At 34.3% G+C, this 20,421-nt stretch carries 18 protein-coding genes and 1 tRNA gene; 8 read left to right on the top strand and 11 right to left on the bottom strand.

The genetic code is table 11. The features are described 5' to 3' along the window. Positions 1–14: 14 nt before the first annotated feature. Both IP023_RS12945 and gyrA read right to left on the bottom strand, forming a co-directional pair. Complete coding sequence (locus IP023_RS12945) at positions 15–1,112, bottom strand: tetratricopeptide repeat protein (protein WP_241790814.1); 1,098 nt, start codon at positions 1,110–1,112, stop codon at positions 15–17. Positions 1,113–1,124: 12 nt separating this feature from the next. Then, the gene (gene gyrA / locus IP023_RS12940) at positions 1,125–3,677 is read right to left on the bottom strand and encodes a DNA gyrase subunit A (RefSeq protein WP_241790813.1); all 2,553 of its coding nucleotides are present in this window, start codon (positions 3,675–3,677) and stop codon (positions 1,125–1,127) included. Between the two features lie 350 nt (positions 3,678–4,027). On the opposite strand from gyrA, the gene serC reads away from it, so the two are divergent. The 4 genes from serC to lysA all read left to right on the top strand — a co-directional run bounded on the left by serC (position 4,028) and on the right by lysA (position 8,674). Next, complete coding sequence (gene serC, locus IP023_RS12935; RefSeq protein ID WP_241790812.1) at positions 4,028–5,095, top strand: 3-phosphoserine/phosphohydroxythreonine transaminase; 1,068 nt, start codon at positions 4,028–4,030, stop codon at positions 5,093–5,095. A gap of 18 nt (positions 5,096–5,113) precedes the next feature. Continuing rightward, a complete protein-coding gene (locus IP023_RS12930) occupies positions 5,114–6,061 on the top strand; it encodes a D-2-hydroxyacid dehydrogenase (protein WP_241790811.1) in 948 nt (315 codons plus the stop codon). A gap of 125 nt (positions 6,062–6,186) precedes the next feature. Continuing rightward, the gene (locus IP023_RS12925) at positions 6,187–7,500 is read left to right on the top strand and encodes an aspartate kinase (RefSeq protein ID WP_241790810.1); all 1,314 of its coding nucleotides are present in this window, start codon (positions 6,187–6,189) and stop codon (positions 7,498–7,500) included. A 19-nt stretch (positions 7,501–7,519) separates the two neighbouring features. After that, positions 7,520–8,674 (top strand): diaminopimelate decarboxylase, encoded by a 1,155-nt coding sequence (gene lysA / locus IP023_RS12920; protein ID WP_241790809.1) that lies wholly within the window; start codon positions 7,520–7,522, stop codon positions 8,672–8,674. A gap of 55 nt (positions 8,675–8,729) precedes the next feature. Here the strand turns inward: lysA and IP023_RS12915 are convergent, their stop codons facing one another. From IP023_RS12915 to IP023_RS12880, 8 genes are all read right to left on the bottom strand, one after another. Continuing rightward, positions 8,730–9,881 (bottom strand): serine hydrolase domain-containing protein, encoded by a 1,152-nt coding sequence (locus IP023_RS12915; protein WP_241790808.1) that lies wholly within the window; start codon positions 9,879–9,881, stop codon positions 8,730–8,732. A gap of 379 nt (positions 9,882–10,260) precedes the next feature. Further along, on the bottom strand, positions 10,261–10,575 hold the full coding sequence (locus tag IP023_RS12910) for a hypothetical protein (protein ID WP_241790807.1): 315 nt from the start codon (positions 10,573–10,575) through the stop codon (positions 10,261–10,263). A gap of 82 nt (positions 10,576–10,657) precedes the next feature. Beyond that, positions 10,658–11,101, bottom strand: a complete 444-nt coding sequence (rplI, locus tag IP023_RS12905) for a 50S ribosomal protein L9 (protein WP_241790806.1) — start codon at positions 11,099–11,101, stop codon at positions 10,658–10,660. 15 nt (positions 11,102–11,116) lie between these two features. Then, the gene (rpsR, locus tag IP023_RS12900; RefSeq protein ID WP_241790805.1) at positions 11,117–11,380 is read right to left on the bottom strand and encodes a 30S ribosomal protein S18; all 264 of its coding nucleotides are present in this window, start codon (positions 11,378–11,380) and stop codon (positions 11,117–11,119) included. Next, positions 11,380–11,748 carry a 30S ribosomal protein S6 gene (gene rpsF, locus IP023_RS12895; RefSeq protein WP_241790804.1) on the bottom strand — a complete coding sequence of 123 codons (369 nt, stop codon included), beginning with the start codon at positions 11,746–11,748 and terminating at the stop codon, positions 11,380–11,382. The genes rpsR and rpsF overlap by 1 nt, the downstream gene beginning before the upstream one ends. 173 nt (positions 11,749–11,921) lie before the next feature. Further along, positions 11,922–13,004 carry a tyrosine-protein phosphatase gene (locus tag IP023_RS12890; RefSeq protein ID WP_241790803.1) on the bottom strand — a complete coding sequence of 361 codons (1,083 nt, stop codon included), beginning with the start codon at positions 13,002–13,004 and terminating at the stop codon, positions 11,922–11,924. Between the two features lie 128 nt (positions 13,005–13,132). Then, positions 13,133–13,885: a GIN domain-containing protein gene (locus IP023_RS12885; protein ID WP_241790802.1), complete on the bottom strand. Its 753-nt coding sequence runs from the start codon at positions 13,883–13,885 to the stop codon at positions 13,133–13,135. Positions 13,886–13,925: 40 nt separating this feature from the next. Further along, entirely contained in the window at positions 13,926–14,867 is a 942-nt protein-coding gene (locus tag IP023_RS12880; protein ID WP_241790801.1) for a hypothetical protein, read from the bottom strand. A 617-nt stretch (positions 14,868–15,484) separates the two neighbouring features. On the opposite strand from IP023_RS12880, the gene IP023_RS12875 reads away from it, so the two are divergent. From IP023_RS12875 to IP023_RS12860, 4 genes are all read left to right on the top strand, one after another. Next, positions 15,485–17,005 carry a catalase gene (locus tag IP023_RS12875; protein WP_241790800.1) on the top strand — a complete coding sequence of 507 codons (1,521 nt, stop codon included), beginning with the start codon at positions 15,485–15,487 and terminating at the stop codon, positions 17,003–17,005. A 61-nt stretch (positions 17,006–17,066) separates the two neighbouring features. After that, positions 17,067–17,579 (top strand): ankyrin repeat domain-containing protein, encoded by a 513-nt coding sequence (locus tag IP023_RS12870; RefSeq protein ID WP_241790799.1) that lies wholly within the window; start codon positions 17,067–17,069, stop codon positions 17,577–17,579. A gap of 172 nt (positions 17,580–17,751) precedes the next feature. Next, positions 17,752–18,609 (top strand): hypothetical protein, encoded by an 858-nt coding sequence (locus tag IP023_RS12865; protein WP_241790798.1) that lies wholly within the window; start codon positions 17,752–17,754, stop codon positions 18,607–18,609. A gap of 290 nt (positions 18,610–18,899) precedes the next feature. Beyond that, a tRNA-Lys gene (locus tag IP023_RS12860) sits at positions 18,900–18,972 on the top strand. A gap of 181 nt (positions 18,973–19,153) precedes the next feature. Here IP023_RS12860 and IP023_RS12855 read toward each other — a convergent pair. Further along, positions 19,154–20,332: a class I SAM-dependent methyltransferase gene (locus IP023_RS12855; RefSeq protein ID WP_241790797.1), complete on the bottom strand. Its 1,179-nt coding sequence runs from the start codon at positions 20,330–20,332 to the stop codon at positions 19,154–19,156. Between the last annotated feature and the right edge of the window lie 89 nt (positions 20,333–20,421).

Raw genomic sequence — 20,421 nt, 5'->3', positions numbered from 1 at the left:
TTTTTAATATCTTTCTAATTGTTTGATAATTGATTTAATAATACATTGACACGATCCAATTGATCTTCCTCGTTTGTAGTTTCATAATATAGAGCCAAGCCTTTTAATGCATTTACAGCATAAGGCTTTACACTATTTGCTGTCAATAGGTAAGTTTGTGCATTATATTGTGCCTCCAGGTTATTTTTATCACTCAAAAATTCATTTAGATAAATAAGGCCTAATGCTAAATTAGCATCAAAATTATTCTCATCTAAATCTAAAACTTTATCATAATATTTCTTTGAAGCTTCAATATTATTAGAGCTTTCATTGGCATATCCACCTAAATAATACAAATCTATATTGTTAGGTTCATATTTTATCGCTTCATCTATGATAGTGACGATAGCGGGATAAAATTTATTCTCCGCAAAAGTTTGTATCAAAAGAAACAATACTTCTTTATTGTTCTCAAACTTAGCCCTAGCATCCTGTAGCGTATTTAAGTACAATTGATTATTCCCTTTTTCTTTATATAACTTCGCCAAAGCTAAATATTTATCTACATCAGCATTAGATTGCTCAATAAGGCTTTTGTAGTAAAGGATAGCATCATCTGTTTTTCCAGCTTGTGATGCTAGTAAAGCCAAATTGTTAGTGATGTCATTAGATTTAGCGCCTAATTTGTCTACCTCCAAGAAATTTTCATACGCTTTATCAAATTCCTTTTTTTCTATAAACTTATTCGCACGGTAAATATAGGTTGCTGTAAGATTCTGATTTATATAATTAATCTCACTTTCAAAATTTTCTTTATCTCGGGGCCTTATTTTTGCCAAAGCTTTTTTTGAGATAATAATTGGATCTTGTGGTGTTTTAATTTTTTGTGTCGAATCAGCATATGCTAATGAGCTATAAATTAGCGCTCTAAGGATATTGTTTCTGGAGTTTGTAGTATCTCGTTTCGTTTTGTACGCGTCATCAATGAATTTTTTAGCACTTTCTAATTGCTTGATATCACCCGTGTTAGAATAACGAGCAAAACTGTTGGAGCTCTCCTTTAGATTGGATTGAGCTTCAACAGTTAAGCTTAAACTTAATAATACTACAGATGCAAATGCAGCTTTCATGTTATTTATGTATTAGTCCTCGTTGTTTTCCGTTTGTTCTGTTGAATCAGAGGCTAAATTCTCACCTTCTTCGTCGGTTATAATTTCTTCCTCTTCTTCACGTACTACTTTAGTAATAGATGCTATCTCATCATTTTCTTTCAATGTAATTAAGCGAACACCCTGTGTTGCACGGCCCATCACACGTAATGTATCTACGCCTATACGAATAACTATGCCAGATTTGTTGATTATCATCAAATCTTCGTCGTTTGTTACATCTTTGATGGCTACTAGCTCACCAGTTTTATCGGTTACATTTATGGTTTTAACACCTTTACCACCACGATTAGTAATACGATAATCTTCAATATCAGTACGCTTTCCATAACCTTTTTCTGAAACTACTAATACTGTAGACTCAGGGTTATTCAAACTTATCATACCTACGACTTCGTCTGTAGCACTAGATAAGGTTATTCCACGTACACCTGTTGCTGTTCTTCCCATAGGTCGAACTGTAGATTCATTGAAGCGAATAGCACGTCCTGAGCGTAATGCCATTACAATTTCACTTGTACCACTTGTTAAACAAGCTTCGATTAATTGATCACCTTCGTTAATATTGATCGCATTGATACCGTTTGCTCTAGGTCTAGAATATGCTTCTAATGAAGTTTTCTTAATTGTACCTTGCTTCGTACACATAATAATGAAGTTATTCTCCAAGTATTCTTGGTCTTTCAAGTTCTTCACTAAGATGAATGCTTTTATCTTTTCTTCTTTAGGTACATTAATAATGTTCTGTAATGCTCTACCACGAGATGTACGACTTCCTTCAGGAATCTCAAAAGCTCGTAGCCAGAAACAACGACCCGCTTCTGTAAATAGAAGCATGTAATTGTGTGCCGTAGCTGTAATGATATGCTCCGTAAAGTCTTCATCGCGTGTGTTTGATCCAATAGAACCTTTACCACCTCGACCTTGACGTTTGTAATCTGACAACGGAGTACGTTTCACGTAGCTATTGTGCGAAATAGTAATGACAATTTCTTCATCATCGATGAAATCTTCCATTGTCATATCTTCTGCCGAATGTACGATCACTGAACGTCGCTCATCACCAAATTTTTCTTTTACTTCTACTAATTCGTCTTTGATGATTTTGTAGCGCAGGCTCTCATCATCTAATATTTGACGTAAGTATTCGATAGTTTTCATTAATTCAGCATATTCTTCTTTGATCTTGTCACGCTCTAGTCCTGTAAGACGGCGTAATGTCATATCTAGAATAGCACGTGCTTGAATATCAGATAATCCAAATTTTTCTATTAAACCAATACGCGCATCTTCAGGTGTATCTGAACTACGGATTAATTTTATTACTTCATCTAAATGGTCTAATGCTATTAAGTAACCTTCAAGTATATGTGCGCGTTTTTCAGCTTCTGCTAATTCAAATTTTGTACGACGAACTACTACCTCGTGTCTATGCTCCACAAATACTTGGATCATATCTTTAAGGTTCATCATCACTGGTCTGCCTTTTACAAGAGCAATATTATTTACAGAGAAAGATGATTGTAATGAGGTGTGTTTGTATAAATTGTTTAATACAACATTAGCGTTTGAATCACGTTTTATTTCGTAAACTATACGTACATCTTTCGATGACTCGTCACGAATTTCCGAAATACCTTCAATTTTTTTCTCGTTGATAAGATCTACTGTACGTTTGATCATATCAGCTTTATTTACTAAAAATGGAATCTCAGTAACGATGATAATTTCTTTGCCTGATTTCGTAGTTTCAATCTCCGCAGTAGCACGCATTACAATACGTCCACGACCGGTCTCGAAAGCATCACGAACACCATTGTGACCATATATAATACCGCCAGTAGGGAAGTCAGGGCCTTTGATGAATTGCATTAACTCCGATATTTCAATATCTCTATTGTCTATATAAGCAATGGTACCATCTATAACCTCTGTAAGATTATGTGGAGCCATATTTGTAGCCATACCTACTGCAATACCTGAAGCGCCATTTACTAATAAATTAGGAATACGAGTAGGTAATACTGTAGGCTCTTCTTCAGAGTCATCAAAGTTAGGTTGAAAGTCAACAGTGTCTTTTTTTAAATCTGCCAACATTTCTTCAGCCATCTTACGAAGACGAGCCTCCGTATAACGCATTGCAGCAGGAGGATCTCCATCCAATGATCCGTAGTTACCTTGGCCATCAACTAATGGATAACGCAACGACCAATGTTGAGCCATACGTACCATCGTATCATAAACTGATGAATCACCATGTGGGTGATACTTACCAAGAACTTCACCGACAATACGTGCAGATTTTTTATAAGGCTTGCTAGATGCTACTCCTAAACCATCCATACCATATAACACACGTCTATGTACAGGCTTAAGACCATCTCGAGCGTCAGGAAGAGCACGAGATACAATCACGGACATCGAATAATCGATGTAGGCCGATTTCATCTGGTCTTCAATATTGATTTTTACAATCCTGTCATTCGCAGGTACTAAGTTGTTTTCATTTTCTGTTTCTTCAGCCATATTTGTCTGGGTTCTGTAAACTATTTTTTAGCAATCCAAAGAGTAGGTACTATGCAGGCGAAGATACGATTTTTTTATTGTATTTGGATATAGTTTTGCGGATTAAAATCAAGGTGTACATAATCGTAAATGGGTCTTTTTTTTGTTTCAAAATGTTAACGATATTGGAATTTTATTGTGAATTAGGAGCTTTTGCCTGTATACTTGTGGTGAAGAAATTGTATTTTAATGATTGTTTTGTTAAATTATTGATAACAAAATGATTTTAATGTTATTTTTTAAATAAAATAAAATGTACTTTTGTGTTAAAATTCACTTTTTTAACAAACAAACACAAACATAAAAAGCTAATGAAACATAATTTTGGTGCAGGTCCTTGTATATTGCCTCAAGAAGTTTTCCAAGAAGCTTCTCAAGCAGTATTAGATTTTAATAATACTGGTCTTTCAATTTTAGAAATTTCTCACCGTTCAAAGGAATTTGAACAGGTAATTGCGGAGGCGGAAAGAACGGTGCGTGAATTACTTCATGTTCCTCAAAATTACTCTATTTTATTTTTACAAGGCGGTGCTAGTCAGCAGTTTGCAATGATTCCTATGAATTTATTGAAAGAAGGTGGCAAAGCAGCTTACTTGGATACGGGGGTATGGGCTTCCAAAGCCGCTAAAGAAGCTTCAAAAATTGGCCAAGTAGAGGTCGTAGCTTCATCTAGTGATAAAAATTACACCTACATTCCTAAGAATTTTGAAATCCCTGCAGACGCAGATTATTTTCACTATACTTCAAATAATACAATATACGGTACGGAGATCTTTCAAAAACCAGTAACAAACATTCCTACAATAGTAGATATGTCATCGGATATTTTTAGTAGAGAAATTAATGTTTCTGAATTTGATGTTATCTATGCAGGAGCTCAAAAGAATATGGGTCCAGCAGGTGTTACTTTAGTAATCATTAAAGATGAATTATTAGGTAAAACTGGCCGAACTATACCTACGATTTTTGATTACCAAGCGCATATCAAAGCTGAGTCAATGTACAATACGCCTCCGACATTTGCTATCTACGTATCTTTACTAAATTTACGTTGGTTGAAAGCTAAAGGTGGTGTTGCTGTAATGGAACAAGAAAATATTATCAAAGCACGTACTTTATACGATGAGATAGAGCGAAATCCTTTCTTCAAAGGCACTGCAGCTGTAGAAGACCGTTCTCGTATGAATATCACATTTGTGATGGATACTCCAGAGTTAGAAGCTGAATTCTTGGCGTTGGCTAAAGAACGTAATCTAATTGGAATAAAAGGTCATAGATCTGTAGGTGGTTTTAGAGCATCTGTTTATAATGCATTGACATTGACATCTATCAATGCTTTGGTCGATGCCATGAAAGAATTTGAAGAGTCACACAAATAATTGAATAGCGTTTATTGTATGAAAATTTTAGCAAATGATGGGATTGATCCTATTGGAAAAAAAATATTAGAGGATGCAGGTTTTGTTGTAGATACGATTCATATTCCTCAAGAAGAGTTGCCTGCACGTTTGAATGAATATGATGCTATTACAGTACGTAGTGCTACGAAAGTAAGACAGCCATTGATTGACGCTTGTCCTAATATAAAAGTTATTGGTCGTGGTGGAGTAGGTATGGATAATATAGATGTTGATTATGCCCGCTCTAAAGGTATTGCAGTAGTGAATACACCTGCAGCATCTTCTCATTCGGTAGCAGAATTGGTATTTGCACACTTGTTGACTGGCGTTCGTTTCTTACAAGATGCTAACCGTAAAATGCCTGTTGAAGGAGCTACTAACTTCGGCGCTTTGAAAAAAGCATATGCTGCTGGTGTGGAGCTGAAAGGTAAAACATTAGGTGTCGTAGGTTTTGGTCGTATCGGACGTGAAACTGCCAAAATCGCCTTAGGTTTAGGTATGAGTGTTGTTTATTACGATCTATTTGAAGGTCCTAAGACTTTAACGCTAGATTTTACAGGTGCTATTACATTAGATTTACCTGTACTACAAGTCGAGTTGAATGAACTGTTCAAAGTATCTGACTTCATCTCTTTGCATGTTCCTTTCTTAGATAAGCCAGTAATTGGTAAAGAAGAGTTTGAAATATTAAAAGATGGTGTTGGTTTAGTGAATGCATCACGCGGTGGTGTTATTGATGAGTTGGAGCTTATAAAAGCTTTAGATTCAGGTAAAGTAGCTTTTGCTGGATTAGATGTATTTGAAAATGAACCTACTCCACGTACGGAGTTGCTAACACATCCTAAAATATCATTAACGCCGCACATCGGTGCTGCTACAAATGAAGCACAAGAACGTATTGGCGAAGAATTAGCTTCTCTTTTGATTTTAAATCTGAAGAAGTAATACTTCCGCATATATATGGAATGCGGTACAAAGGCAAATATGCAATTGTGCCGCATTTTTTTTATGAATTTTGTAATTTAATACCTATATTCAGGCGCTAAATTAAAATAATAGTTTTTAATCATATGAAAATTTTAAAATTCGGTGGTACTTCAGTAGGAAGTGCAGCTCGTATCAAAGCGCTACTTGACATAGTAGATCCAAACGAGCGTCAAATTGTAGTGTTGTCTGCTGTGTCAGGGACAACAAATGCTTTAGTAGAAATTGGTCAAGCTTATATAAACGATAAGAAGGATGAAGCAAAACAATTGATAGCTGTACTACAATCCAAGTATGAGGATCTTATTAAGGAACTTTTTGACACCGAAGAAGGACTTAAGAAGGGTAAAGAGCTTATCGATTACCATTTTAATATTTTATCTGGATTAGCTAACTATTTATTTACACCTACAGAAGAGAAGTTAATCCTTGCGCAAGGGGAATTGTTGTCTACTACGCTATGGCACTTTCATTTGGAAGAAATTGGTATTCCTTCGGTTTTGTTGCCGGCATTAGATTTTATGAAAATTGATGAGGATAACGAGCCTGTAGTTTCTTATATAACAGAAAAATTAACGCCATTATTGGAAGAAAATCCGACCAATAAATTGTTTATAACACAAGGTTTTATCTGTCGTAATTCTTTTGGTGAAATTGATAACTTGCGCCGTGGTGGTTCTGACTTTACAGCTTCTTTGATTGGTGCTGGTTTGAAGGCTGAAGAAGTTCAAATTTGGACTGATATCGACGGTATGCACAATAATGATCCTCGTGTCGTAACCAATACAAGCCCTATAGCAAATCTTAGTTTTGATGAAGCTGCTGAATTAGCTTATTTTGGAGCCAAAATATTGCATCCACAATCTGTTTTTCCTGCACAAAAATATAATGTTCCTGTTCGTTTATTGAATACAATGGCTCCATCAGCTAGAGGGACATTGATATCTAAAGATGGTGGACAAAAAGGTGTTATCCGTGCTATAGCAGCCAAAGATGGTATTACAGCTATTCATATCAATTCCAGCCGTATGCTATTGGCTTATGGTTTTTTACGTAAGGTATTCGAAATTTTCGAACGTTACAAGACCCCAATTGATATGATTACTACTTCCGAAGTAGCTGTTTCATTAAGTATTGACGATACTAGTAATTTGTTAGAAATTATAAAAGAGGTCGAATTATTTGGTAAAGTAGGCGTGGATGAAGGACAGACAATCATTTGTGTTGTTGGTGATTTTGGTGCTAATACACATGGCTATGCTGCTCGTGTCTTGGATGCTGTAAAACACTTGCCTGTTCGAATGATCTCTTATGGTGGATCAGATTACAATGTTTCTATATTATTAGATTCAAAACATAAAGTAGAGGCATTACGCTCTCTACATAATAGATTATTTTAAGATTGCTGTAGACTAATATATGTTTGATAATACAAAGTTAGCGATGTTTAGGGGGCAAGAGACTCCTTTCTATTATTACAATTTAGAATTGTTAAATAATACCCTTGACGCAGCTAAAAAAGCCGCAGATAAGCGTAATTTTCATATTCATTATGCATTGAAGGCTAATTTTAATGACAGGATTCTTTCTGTTATCCAATCTAAAGGATTTGGTGCTGATTGCGTTAGTGGTAATGAAGTTCAAAAATCCATAGATGTAGGCTTTTCGGCAGATCAAATTACGTTTGCGGGCGTAGGGAAGTCAGATAAGGAAATTAAAACAGCATTGAAACACCATATTTTTGCTTTCAACGTTGAATCTATACAAGAGTTGGAAGTAATTAATGAATTGGCTGCACTTGAAGGGGTAAAGGCAAATGTATCTTTACGTATTAACCCTAATGTAGATGCACATACACATCATTATATTACAACGGGGTTGGACGAGAATAAGTTCGGTGTTCCAAATTCAGAATTAGAAAAAGCTGCTGCTGTAATTAGTGCTTGTGCGAACATCAATCTTATAGGTTTACATTTCCATGTAGGCTCACAGATCACAGATATGAATGTTTTCAAAAGTTTATGCGTCAAAGTTAATGAATGGAAAAATTGGTTTGAAGAAAGAGGAACCTACATCAAAGTTATTAATGTAGGCGGTGGATTAGGTGTAGATTATCAAAATCCCGATGAGAATCCTATTCCTGATTTTGAAGCCTATTTTGAGGTCTTCGATAAATTCTTAGAAAGAAATGCCCAACAAGAAGTACACTTTGAGCTGGGACGTGCTTTAGTAGCACAGTGTGGCTCTTTAGTAAGCCGTGTACTATATACAAAATCTGGCGCTAAAAAGAATTTCTTAATCTTGGATGCTGGTATGACCGAATTGATGCGTCCAGCATTGTACCAAGCATATCATAAAATTGAACGGGTAGGAGCGGATCTAAAGGATGAACTGTTGAACTACGAGGTGGTAGGTCCAATCTGCGAAAGCTCTGATTCTTTTGGTAAGGAAGTGGAGCTGCCAATTAGTAAAAGAGGTGATTTAGTCGTTATCCGTACTGCTGGAGCATACGGTGAGGTAATGGCTTCACGTTATAATCTACGTGAAGAAATTCGTTATGTTTTTTCAACCTAACACTTTTATCTAACAAAAAATAGGCTGTCTCAAAAAGGACAGCCTATTTTTTTTGTTAGATACCCATCATTTTATAGGCTTGGTCTATATATTGATAGAAGGCAGAATTGGGATTGGTTCTTTTTCGCTTGTCTGTTGCATGCCCCAATCGTACAATTATAATATTGTCTTCAGGTATAGCAATAACATATTGTCCCAAATGGCCATCCATATATACGATATTCTTATTTCGGTATTCACCGAGCCACCAACCATATCCATATTCTGGAGACTGTGGATCTGCAGGTATCGTAGATGTAGCAATATAGGTAGAGTCTAAAAGAGAATTACCGTACCATGTACCTTTATCTTTATATAGTTTTCCAAATCGTGCAAAATCTAATGCGTTACTAGCTATACAACAATAGGCTTTCTCGACTCCATCCTTTGCATTATATTGCCATAATGCTTCTTTCTCGGCACCCATAGGTTTCCAAAAATAAGTAGATAAAAATTCAGAAAGTGAAATAGGGAGCGCTTCACTTAACACCATGGCTAATAATTGGGTATCGCCACTTTGGTATTTGAATCCCTGTCCTGGTGCTGAAGAGATAGGTAGTTGAAGCATAGTTTCACTCAAGTTATCATAGAAATATGCTTTGGTCGTAACTGAAAATGGTGAATTGTAACTTTCATCCCATTTTAATCCTGATTGCATCGTTACTAAGTCTTTAACTGTTAGATCATCAGCGTATTGGCCTGACAATTCGGGCAGGTATTTTTTTACCTTATCTTCCAAGCTTGTGATATAACCCAATTCTAATGCTTTTCCTAATGCAGCGGCAACCATACTCTTGGCCATAGAGAAGGAGTTTGTTTTGGAATCTCTGTTGTAGCTATCATAATATTCTTCAAACCATAAACTATCATTTTTTATTATTAGATAAGCAATGGATTTATTTGCGGTATGTAGTGAATCTAATTTTAAGGTACTTTTAACTTTATTATAATCTTGACTAATTGGCCACGGTTGTGGTTTTTCAATCGCAATTGTACGGTTATTAAAATAGCTGTAATCACCTAGGAATGCAGAAGTATGACCTGTCATATAGACTACACGTATTGCTTTTAAAATATAACCATGTCCAGTCATGAATAGTCCTATTACTGTCAATAGTAGAAGAGATAACAATATTGTACCTGTCCATTTTAGTGTTTTTTTGACCATGTATATGGGGGTGATTGTGGTTAGTAGATCCGTACTGAAATATATTATTTGTTTAAATATAATAAACCTTTGGATTAAGAATCTTTTTTATTTTGCATATATGCTGCTAGACCTATGGATACACGATAAATTTTGATTAGCTAATGGTTCACTATATCGCGTACTTCACGGCCTTAGATAGCAAGGTAGGAGCTAGGAGGCTATTAGCTAAACAAGGAACTGTTAAAGTATTATTTCAAACAAGTCAGATGAAATACCTCCGACTTGTTTAATTCCTATATGTATGGTTGATTTTTTAGTCTTTACGTATATATACAGGACTAGTTATATATAATAGTAGCTATATGATGATTCAACCATCTCTTATTTATCAAGATGATTAATCTCTTTTTATAAATTCTTTGTCCTCATCTGACAGGTTTGTCGTCGAATAAGGTGATGTTGGGATATTACCCATCTCTTCTTCTTGATAGGTATTTGGATTGCTAACACCATATTCAGTAGGATGTTTTTTTCTACGTCGAAATAGCATTCCTCCAGTTATGACGCCTAGTACGTAAAAAATACACAGTAAAGTTAATTTGGAGGTGTAGATATCGCCGAATAACCAAAATTTACTTTGTTCTGTATTTTTGAACAAAATAATAGCAGCCAAAGCGGATACAATTGCGACAATGATTGTTTTGAAATTCATAATTGTACGTTTTAATAAACAAACATAATGAAAAAAGGGGATAACCATGGTTATCCCCTTTATATTTTAAGCTAGAATAAAATTATTCAGCTACTACTTCGAAAGGAACTTGAACTTTAACTTCTTTGTGTAAGTTTAAGTTTGCTAAGTATTCACCTACAGATTTAGGCTCTGTTTCGAAAGTGATACGGCGACGATCAACGTCATAACCTTGAGCTTTCAATGCATCAGCAATTTGGATGCTATTTACTTTACCGAAGATTTTACCCGACTCACCAGCTTTAGCACCAATAGAAAGTTTTACAGTTTCTAATTTAGTAGCTAATTCAGTAGCGTCTTTTTTAATTTTGTCTTGTTTGAACTGAGCTTGTTTGATATTCTCAGCTAAAACTTTCTTTGCTGACGATGTTGCCAAAGTAGCAAATCCTTGAGGGATTAAGTAGTTACGACCGTAGCCCGGTTTTACTACTACGATATCGTCTTTTTCGCCAAGGTGTTTAACATCTTGTTTTAATATAACTTCCATTATCGTATATCCTCCTTATTTTAATGAATCAGTAACGTAAGGCATTAAACCGATGATACGTGAACGTTTCACAGCTTGAGCAACTTTACGTTGGAATTTTAATGATGTACCAGTAAGACGGCGAGGTAAAATTTTACCTTGATCGTTTACAAACTTTAACAAAAAGTTAGCGTCTTTGTAATCGATATACTTGATACCGTTTTTACGGAAACGACAGTATTTTTTACGATTGTCGTCTACTTTAGGCGCAGTTACGTATTGAATATTTTCGTTTGCCATTAGTTTGCTCCCTCCTCAGTTTTAGTTTCAACTTTTTTGTTGAATGCACCGCTACGTTTTTTCTCGCTATATGCAATAGCGTGTTTGTCCAAAGCGATAGTTAAGAAACGCATTACGCGCTCATCACGTTTGTATTCAACCTCTAATTTTTTAATTAATTCACCTGGAGCCTTGAATTCAGTTAAGTGATAAAATCCAGTGCTTTTTTTCTGGATAGGATACGCTAATTTTCTCAAACCCCAATTATCTTCAGCGATAATTTCGGCTCCGCCTTCTGTTAAGACTGCTTTGAATTTGGCAATTGCCTCTTTTGCAGCGTCTTCTGAAAGCAACGGGGTAAGAATGATTACAGATTCGTACTGTTGCATTTTTTAAATAATTATTTTAATTTAAATTTTTTTCCGCACTTACGGAAGTGCAAAGATAGAAATAGTTTTTAAATATTGAAATATTTTGGCAGTAAATGTTTTACGTATTGATGAATATATTAGTAATATCTGCCTTTTATTAGCAATCTGCTATTGACAACAAGGTCAATGTATTACATTTTGTAGGTGTACTTTTGGATAATAGCCTCACGTTCTTGGTCCGAAAAACCAAGTTGATTTTTAATGTATGCATCTATACCGCCATACTTACTGTCTATAATAGCAAAGCATTTCTCTAGATATTTTTTGTTTACACTCATGACTGCTGCTATAGCCCCTGGTTGTATATTCGTGCCGTAGCCCAATTTATCCACATTTGCTATATAATCTTTAATCTTTGCTTCGGTATAAAAGTTGGTCATATCATATTCATCTAATATCGTCTGTCTATCTACTTTTAATAATGCCAATATCATAGCTGCTGTATAGCCTGTTCTATCTTTACCTGCTGTACAGTGAAAGACATTAGGCTTACTATCTTGAACGATTATTTGATGTAATAAAGTGTTGAATTTTTGGGCATCATCATTCGCAAAGCTTTCGTACGTTTGCATCATTAAATCTTCGGCTTCTTCTTGTGTAAATGTTCCTTTCTCTAGCTTTTGTTGTAAACCCTGCAACATACCACTATCATCGTCCGCAAAAATAGGGAAGTGCTCATAAGTGATTGTTGGAGGTAGATTATCTTTCGCCTTTTCAATTTCAAATTCTGATCTCAAGTCAAATACTTTATTAATATGTAGATCTTCTATATACGGAAAGGAGCTCGTTAAGAGTTCATTCAGAGCATCAGAGCGGTAGAACTTACCCCAATTGACATATCTGTTGTCCATAGTTTTTATGCCGCCAAGATCCCTGAAATTATCCAGGTCATTGATTATTAATTTGCGTTCTGCGACAATCAAGGTGTCTTTTGTAGGGGTGATAACACCGTAAAATGGGCGTGCTGTTTTTCGGTTAAGGGATAGTTTTTTACTTTTTGTTATTATTGGAGATTTCCAATCAATGTTGTCTTGTGCTGTTCCTTCAAAAACTATGTGTTTTCCATTTTTGGAGAAATGGAGTTCTATAGAGTCAGCATTTGACGTAATATAAACTTCTTCTTTTAAGGTTCGTTTATAGGTTTGACTGGTTGCATTACTACAAATACCTAATGTTAGTGTTATTGCGAATAACGTGGGGAAAATATGTTTCATGTTAAATCTATTTTTAAATAGATAACAGTTGAATTATTTTATTGTTTGAAGGGAGTTATAGATACTAAAAGGCTACCTGAATGTTAGATTATCAGGTAGCCTTTTAGTGTATATATCCTTATAAGTAATTATTTCTGTACCATTCTTCCTCCAGATGAGGTTTTATTTTCTATAATATTGTTCGGTATTTTAGTATAGTATATTTTAGCGCTTGATGACAAGTTACTATCTAAGGATATAGCGGTGTTTATTGTCAATTGGGCAGATGAACTACCGTCTAATGCTAATGCATCAATTTTTGTTTTCGAAAGATCAATTTTTGCTGATGATCTCATGTCTATATCGATATTTGAAGCAACTCCTGCTAGTGTAATTTTTGCCGAATTAGCAGCTTCGAGTTCTACATTTTTAGCATTGATAGTACCCTCAATACTACCTGATGAGGAGGCATCTATATCAATAGTATTCGCTTTGATAATATTGGTAACTATTTTGCCTGCTGAAGATGCGTCTAACTCAAATGATGTCGCATTGATAGGATCTTTGAGTGTTAAGTGACCACTAGAGGAAACCTGTGCTTTCTCTAAGGAGTAATTGGAGTAAACGGTTACTCTTGTAGGTTTTCTAGCTCTTATATTACTATTAGATTTATATTTAATTGTTAATTTGCCATTCGAAACTTCTGTGACAACGAGCTTTAAATGAAGTTTGTTTTCACATTCTATAGTAACATTATTTTTGTTTGATTTGATATATTCAACTTGAATTCCTGTGGCAACAGAAATCTCGTTATGTTGGCTTATAGATCTAGTTTCATTATATTGAGCGTAGCTGTTATGGGCAGATACAAAGAGAATGAACAAAGCGATTAAATTTCTCATATAATTGTTGGTTTTTTATCCTAAAGATACAGCAATAGATTTATATATTGTCTATTTCGTAGCTCAATAGCATCAATTTTTGTTTAAGGAGATTTATTCTCGATTCCAATTGATCATACATAGCTGCACGGTCATTCAGCTGATCTGCTGTGTATTTACCGCCAGGTCCAAAAAATAAATCTGTCATTTTTTTGGAATCTTTTTCTATATGTCCAAACTGCTCCCATTTATCTATTATTTCTTCTCTAGGACTTGGTGATTTATCGATACTATAGTTGAGGTAATACCATATAAAAGGAGGGAAAAACTTAGATACATCCGGACCCTGCCATATGTCTTTCAATATATTTCTTTGCTGTTGGTAGCGTATTTTTTTCTTGTTAAACAGCATAGCAAATCCTAATCCTGCTTCTGCTACACCGGCAGTTATGCCTACGGCATTACCTGCTTTATCATTTTTGATCACACCACTCGTGAGGATAGCGCCAGAGGCACCTACTACGATTGCGGCAATTGTCAGTTTGGATTCTAAATTTTCCTGCTTCTCTATTATGTAGTTAGCTATTTGTTTTATACGCTCCTCCTCACAGTCCAATTCTGCCGAGACTGCAGATATGATCAAGGAAGCATTATTGATTTTATGATCTAGTGTATGCTTGAGTTCCAATAAACGTACTCTTTGTTCTAAGGATGCGTTTTGTCCTACTGTTGTTTTTAGGGTGATATATTCTGCTAAAATAGGGGTGATACCTATTGTGGTTGCTATTAATAGATTATTTGATGATATCTTTTTGCTCAGCAGTGACGAGTCTGATATACTTATGCTTGAATAAGAGGGAAGCCCCAATGCGGTATAATTATATTCTTCTTGCGCTGTACATTGTGTGGTAATAATTTCTTTGTTGAAAGTAGAATTTTTAATCGTTGAGCAAGAGGATACTATAAAAGCCACGAAGGCGTATATGTACGTGTGATTTTTCATAAATAGTTTATAAGTGGATGTGTTTTCCTTAGAGTAAATATAATTATTATTTATAATATATTTTATTTTAACGGTAGTTTGTAAATATGATATTTTTTATAAATATTCTTTTTAAGAAAATCCTTTCTGTAAGAACTATAATAAAAGATTTGAATAGCAAGTAGAGGTCTACCTATCAAGTGAGATATATTTAAAGAAAATTATTTTTTTGATAAGTATGTATTGTAAAGATATTTAATATGTATAGAATATAGATTCTTTGGTTTGTAGACTTTGTTGTTTTGGAGAAGTTAACATAGCTATAGTTTCTCTCGGATTAGGGAGAGCTAAATAATTGAGGTTTTATTAACGTAGTGGTGGTTGTTCAAGTGTTTTTTACTCATGATTAATTTGCTGTTATTAGGTTTTTATAACCTATGTAATTCTATAAGATTATTTAAAATACCGCTATTTTTTTATTTAATTAGGTCATATTTTTTTATTGGTGTTAACCTAACTCTTTTGTTGTTAGTTATTATAATTTTTTATGATATGCTATAGATATTATAGATGTAATTTATAGTGTCGTGATGGCTAATTTTGTACTGTTAAATAACAATAAATAGAACAAATTAAGTATGATTAAAAGAAGTTTAGTACTCGGTTTAGCATTTTTATCAACAGGGGTTTTTGCACAACAGTTGACTACGAATACTGGTGCTCCTGTGGGGGATAATCAAAACTCAAAAACTGTTGGTAACAATGGTCCAGTTTTGTTAGAGGATATTCACTTAATTGAAAAACTTGCTGCATTTGATCGTGAGCGTATTCCTGAGCGTGTAGTTCATGCACGTGGTGCTGGTGCTTTTGGTGAGTTTGTCGCATCTGCAGATTTCTCTGATGTTACAATGGCAGATTTCTTAGCACAAGCCGGAAAGAAAACACCTTTGTTTGTACGTTTCTCTACAGTAACACACCAACAAGGATCTCCAGAAACTTACCGTGATCCTCGTGGGTTTGCTGTAAAATTCTATACGCAACAAGGTAATTATGATTTAGTAGGTAACAACTTACCTGTTTTCTTTATCCGCGATGCCATAAAATTTCCGGATATGGTCCATGCATTCAAACCATCACCATTGATGAATAATGCTTCAGATCCAAATCGTGTATTTGATTTCTTTTCTAATTTACCAGAGTCTACGCATATGTTGACATGGTTATTCTCGGATTATGGAATTCCTGCTAACTACCGTCAGATGGAAGGTAACGGTGTTCATGCTTACAAATGGGTAAATGACAAAGGAGAGGTTACTTATGTTAAGTATAAATGGGTTCCTCAGCAAGTTGTTAAAAATTTAACGCAAGAAGAAGCGAATAAAATTCAATCTACAGCGATTGAGCATGCAACAGTAGATTTATATACAGCGATTGAAAAAGGAAATTATCCTAAATGGGATCTTTACGTTCAACTATTGAAAAAGGAAGATTTCGATAAATTGGATTTCAACCCTACCGATGTGACTAAAGTATGGCCTGAGTCTGTTGCAAAATTAGTAAAAGTAGGTACTATGACTTTAAATGGTAATCCTACAAATTATTTTCAACAAGTAGAGCAAGCAGCATTCTCTCCAGGTACATTAGTACCAGGTATCGAACCTTCGGAAGATAAATTGTTACAAGGTCGTTTATTCTCTTATTTTGATACGCAACGTCACCGTATTGGTGGTAATTTCCAGCAAGTTGAAGTAAACAGACCTATCAACCAAGTGAAAACGTATAACCAAGATGGTTATATGTCTATGCGTAAGCAAGAAGGTGATATCAATTACCAACCTTCTACAAACAAACCAGAGGTAGTAGATAATACGAAGTTCAAATATTCAAAAAATGTATTCCCTGCTGGGACAACTACTACACAGCATGTAATTGACAAAGAGAACAACTTTGCGCAAGCAGGTGATTTATATCGTTCTTTCTCTAAGCAAGATCAAGACAACTTAATCAAAAATTTATCAGGCGCATTAAATGCTGTTAAAAATAAAGTTATCGTAAACAAAATGATAGCTCATTTTTATCAAGCGGATAAAGAGTATGGTACACGTTTGATGAAAGCAACAAATACTACTTTTAACGATGTACAACAATACATTAAATAATTAATAATAAGTAGCAGAGTGGTCTTCAATAGCCGCTCTGCTCTTAAAATATTTACACATTATGAGAAAATTTATTTATACAGTAGCTTTAGTCTTAGCTTTAGGATCTGTTAAAGCACAAGATATTTTTGCAGCAGCACGTACTAATGATACCGTACAAATTGCAAATTATATCAAACAAGGAATTGATATCAACCAAGCTAATCCCAAGGGATTTACTCCCTTAATATTGGCTGTCTATAATAATAATACCGAAGTAGTAAAATTTTTGATCCGTAACGGTGCTAAAGTTGATGCACAAGATATGTCCGGAAATACAGCACTTATGGGTGCCACATTCAAAGGATATGTCAACATGGTAGACCTTTTAGTAAATGTGGGTAAGGCTAATGTGAATCAGGTTAATGCTAATGGTGCATCAGCTTTAATTTTTGCAGCTACTTTTGGTCAGAATGAAATAATAACAAAATTACTTAATGCTGGCGCTGACCGTGATATCAAAGATAGTAGAGGTAAAACAGCAAAGGATCATGCGGTAATGCAAGAAAATGAAACAATAGTTAAGATGTTGTAGTTAGTTTAAATTCTATTTTGAAAACCTTCTCAATTTTGGGAAGGTTTTTTTTGTGCCCATTATCCTCTTAAAAGGCTGTTTTTTCATAAAAGTGACTAATGTCATATTTTTATTTAATTATTAGTTATTATATTTACATAACCTGTTGTTAATTATGAAAAAATAACCCACTATGAATAAAAATTTTATCACCATAATTTACAGGAAGATTCATTTTAGTTTAATTGTTATTTCTTTTGTAGTAATAATTTTAGGTGTATTTTATTATGAAGGAGTTAACTATGAAAAGTTTGTTACTGTACTGCCTGAAAATAATTTATTTAAAATAACCTATATAATTGGTCTCTTGGTGATTTTCTTTGGCTTCCTTCTATCTATTTATTATGAGATAAAATTCGATGAAAAGGAGAGGCAAGAATATCTGTGGCAATATCGTTTGATTGAAGAGCAATTGGATACTATAGGTAAGGAATTACCTTATGATATTAATAAATCATCTTTTTACAATCGTGTTAAAATCTTTTGTGATAACTCATGGAAGATGGGGGATACGAAGGAATATATGACATATGCCAATTTACAAAAGGAATTGTTAGATTATACATTGCGTATGAATGATATTGATGCAACAGTTTCTTGGCGTGAAGAGATGTCTTTTGTTAATAAGCTGATTGATCTCATGAAGCTATGTCATGCCACATCCAATATAAAAGTTGATTTGTTTGAAATTTCCGCTAATTATAGATTTCCCATTGGGTTATTCGTGATTCCGTTATATGATGCTATTGAATGGTCTATTAATACTATGGACAGTTCTTTGCGTGTAGAATGTATTAGCGGAGGAGGATTATGGAATTGTCGAATTATTAGTCGGTCAGTTGGTACAAATAGATTAAGAAAAAGGCTGAGAAGTCAGGGTTTTTACGATTTAAAAAAGAGAGTTGATGCGGGTAATTGGCCGATTAAGTTGAGCAAAATATTTGTAGAACATAGAACCGAAGTACTAATTACCGGAAGATATGCCGGATAATTGATGACTTAGATCTATATTTTTTAATTTATTATTATCTTTTGTTTATTTAATTATGTCAATATATTATTAATATAAACATTTTGTGTGTTTGTTGGATAAAATTTAATATATTTTTTAGTTATCATTAGTGGTATTTAACTGCTTATTATTTAATTATTTAGTTTGTTTTCTGGGGCTGTGCTAATCCTTTTTTAGCGATTGAATGTCAATTTTATTTTGTTGTAATGTATTTAAAGCCTATCTTTGCATCACTTCAAACAAGGAAGGGTAATCAATTAAGTGATTAGGATTCTGTAGCTCAGCTGGTAGAGCAATACACTTTTAATGTATGGGTCCTGGGTTCGAATCCCAGCGGGATCACTAAAAAACCTCAATGAAAATTGAGGTTTTTTATTTTGCTAGAGTTGAGGTTGTATAGATTAATGGTGATTATTAGTTTTCATTTGGTAGATAGTTTAGGAGTAGAGGTTTGAAAATTAATCTAGCGAAATAAAAAGGTTCAACATTTGTTGAACCTTTTTATATTAAATAGTATTTAGTCTTATAGGTGACTTATTCTTTCTAAATGATGATAATCTAAGCCAAAATAATTTTTGATCTCATTTAGTCTATTTTTTATTTCTTTCTGTTTGTCCAGATTAATAGATTTTTTCACCCCTACAATCATTACATTCTTAGGTGTGTGTGCATCAGAAATAAATTGCATTACCTTAGTTTGATAGCCAAAATATTCTAATATTAATGCACGTATACTATCCGTAAGCATTTCGGCATGGCGTTCTAAGAAAATACCATATTGTGTCATAAAATCTAGTTCATTACTCGCTTTAACACGCTCTAATTCTCTGCGTACTTGTTTGTGGCAACATGGTGCTACCACGATTAGTTCTGCATTGTATTTTATACCTTTGTATATCGCATCATCTGTTGCTGTATCGCATGCATGAAGTGCTATTAGCACATCTATATCCGCTTCTGGTTGATAATCCTCAATAGTGCCCTGTTTGAACTCAAAATCCTTAAAGGCTGCTTTTTTTGCTATTTGATTGCATAATTCTACTAAATCATCACGATATTCAATACCTTCAGTCAATACATTATAGCCGAGTTCTTGGCTCAAGTAATCATGTAGTGCAAAGGTAAGGTATCCTTTACCTGCGCCCATATCGACCACTTTAAGTTTTTCTTTTTTTGGCAAGTTCTTGAGCTCTGTGCTTAATAGTTCAATATAATGATTGATTTGCTTCCATTTATCTTGGGCATTTTTGTATACCTTTCCATTTTCATCTGTCAGCCTCAATTCTTGAAGATATTGTTTTGAGGTACTTCCTACTTTACGCTCTTTTTGATGATCGTGTGTTAGGCTAGTAGGTTTACTTGCTGTAGCTTTTTCGGTCTTAATAAACCAATCTCCCTTATTGTTATATTGTAATACTATATTCTCTGTTTGGTTGAATAATGTAGCCGCACGGAATCCATCAGTTTGTAATTGTTCTATAATGTAGGTAATGCCTTCCTCGATAGGCATATTTTTGGTAATATCTCGTGTTTGATAACGAAGAGTAAATGATATTTTCAATTCCCTTTTTATCAATACTAATTTGGCATAAATATTTTTGAGATTCGGTTCGTTACCTTTGTAATTTCCTAACGATAATTTGATAAAACTTTCATTTTCTATCGCTAACTTTAGCTTGTTGATAAAAGAGGGTAACGTCATGGTAAAATATATTTATTGTGATGTACAAAGATACAAAACCTTAATTCATTACCTTGTGTCTTGCCTCAAATTTACTTTACGAAATACGA

Source organism: Sphingobacterium rhinopitheci, assembly GCF_022627575.1.
GTDB classification, from domain to species: domain Bacteria; phylum Bacteroidota; class Bacteroidia; order Sphingobacteriales; family Sphingobacteriaceae; genus Sphingobacterium; species Sphingobacterium rhinopitheci.
Note: the sequence above shows the minus strand (reverse complement) of the source record. Positions and strands in the feature narration are given on the sequence as shown.

Bases quoted from the DNA above. Each gene is read 5' to 3' on its own strand.
- IP023_RS12945 (WP_241790814.1), bottom strand. From the start codon at position 1,112: ATGAAAGCTGCATTTGCATCTGTAGTATTATTAAGTTTAAGCTTAACT.
- gyrA (WP_241790813.1), bottom strand. From the start codon at position 3,677: ATGGCTGAAGAAACAGAAAATGAAAACAACTTAGTACCTGCGAATGAC.
- serC (WP_241790812.1), top strand. From the start codon at position 4,028: ATGAAACATAATTTTGGTGCAGGTCCTTGTATATTGCCTCAAGAAGTT.
- IP023_RS12930 (WP_241790811.1), top strand. From the start codon at position 5,114: ATGAAAATTTTAGCAAATGATGGGATTGATCCTATTGGAAAAAAAATA.
- IP023_RS12925 (WP_241790810.1), top strand. From the start codon at position 6,187: ATGAAAATTTTAAAATTCGGTGGTACTTCAGTAGGAAGTGCAGCTCGT.
- lysA (WP_241790809.1), top strand. From the start codon at position 7,520: ATGTTTGATAATACAAAGTTAGCGATGTTTAGGGGGCAAGAGACTCCT.
- IP023_RS12915 (WP_241790808.1), bottom strand. From the start codon at position 9,881: ATGGTCAAAAAAACACTAAAATGGACAGGTACAATATTGTTATCTCTT.
- IP023_RS12910 (WP_241790807.1), bottom strand. From the start codon at position 10,575: ATGAATTTCAAAACAATCATTGTCGCAATTGTATCCGCTTTGGCTGCT.
- rplI (WP_241790806.1), bottom strand. From the start codon at position 11,101: ATGGAAGTTATATTAAAACAAGATGTTAAACACCTTGGCGAAAAAGAC.
- rpsR (WP_241790805.1), bottom strand. From the start codon at position 11,380: ATGGCAAACGAAAATATTCAATACGTAACTGCGCCTAAAGTAGACGAC.
- rpsF (WP_241790804.1), bottom strand. From the start codon at position 11,748: ATGCAACAGTACGAATCTGTAATCATTCTTACCCCGTTGCTTTCAGAA.
- IP023_RS12890 (WP_241790803.1), bottom strand. From the start codon at position 13,004: ATGAAACATATTTTCCCCACGTTATTCGCAATAACACTAACATTAGGT.
- IP023_RS12885 (WP_241790802.1), bottom strand. From the start codon at position 13,885: ATGAGAAATTTAATCGCTTTGTTCATTCTCTTTGTATCTGCCCATAAC.
- IP023_RS12880 (WP_241790801.1), bottom strand. From the start codon at position 14,867: ATGAAAAATCACACGTACATATACGCCTTCGTGGCTTTTATAGTATCC.
- IP023_RS12875 (WP_241790800.1), top strand. From the start codon at position 15,485: ATGATTAAAAGAAGTTTAGTACTCGGTTTAGCATTTTTATCAACAGGG.
- IP023_RS12870 (WP_241790799.1), top strand. From the start codon at position 17,067: ATGAGAAAATTTATTTATACAGTAGCTTTAGTCTTAGCTTTAGGATCT.
- IP023_RS12865 (WP_241790798.1), top strand. From the start codon at position 17,752: ATGAATAAAAATTTTATCACCATAATTTACAGGAAGATTCATTTTAGT.
- IP023_RS12855 (WP_241790797.1), bottom strand. From the start codon at position 20,332: ATGACGTTACCCTCTTTTATCAACAAGCTAAAGTTAGCGATAGAAAAT.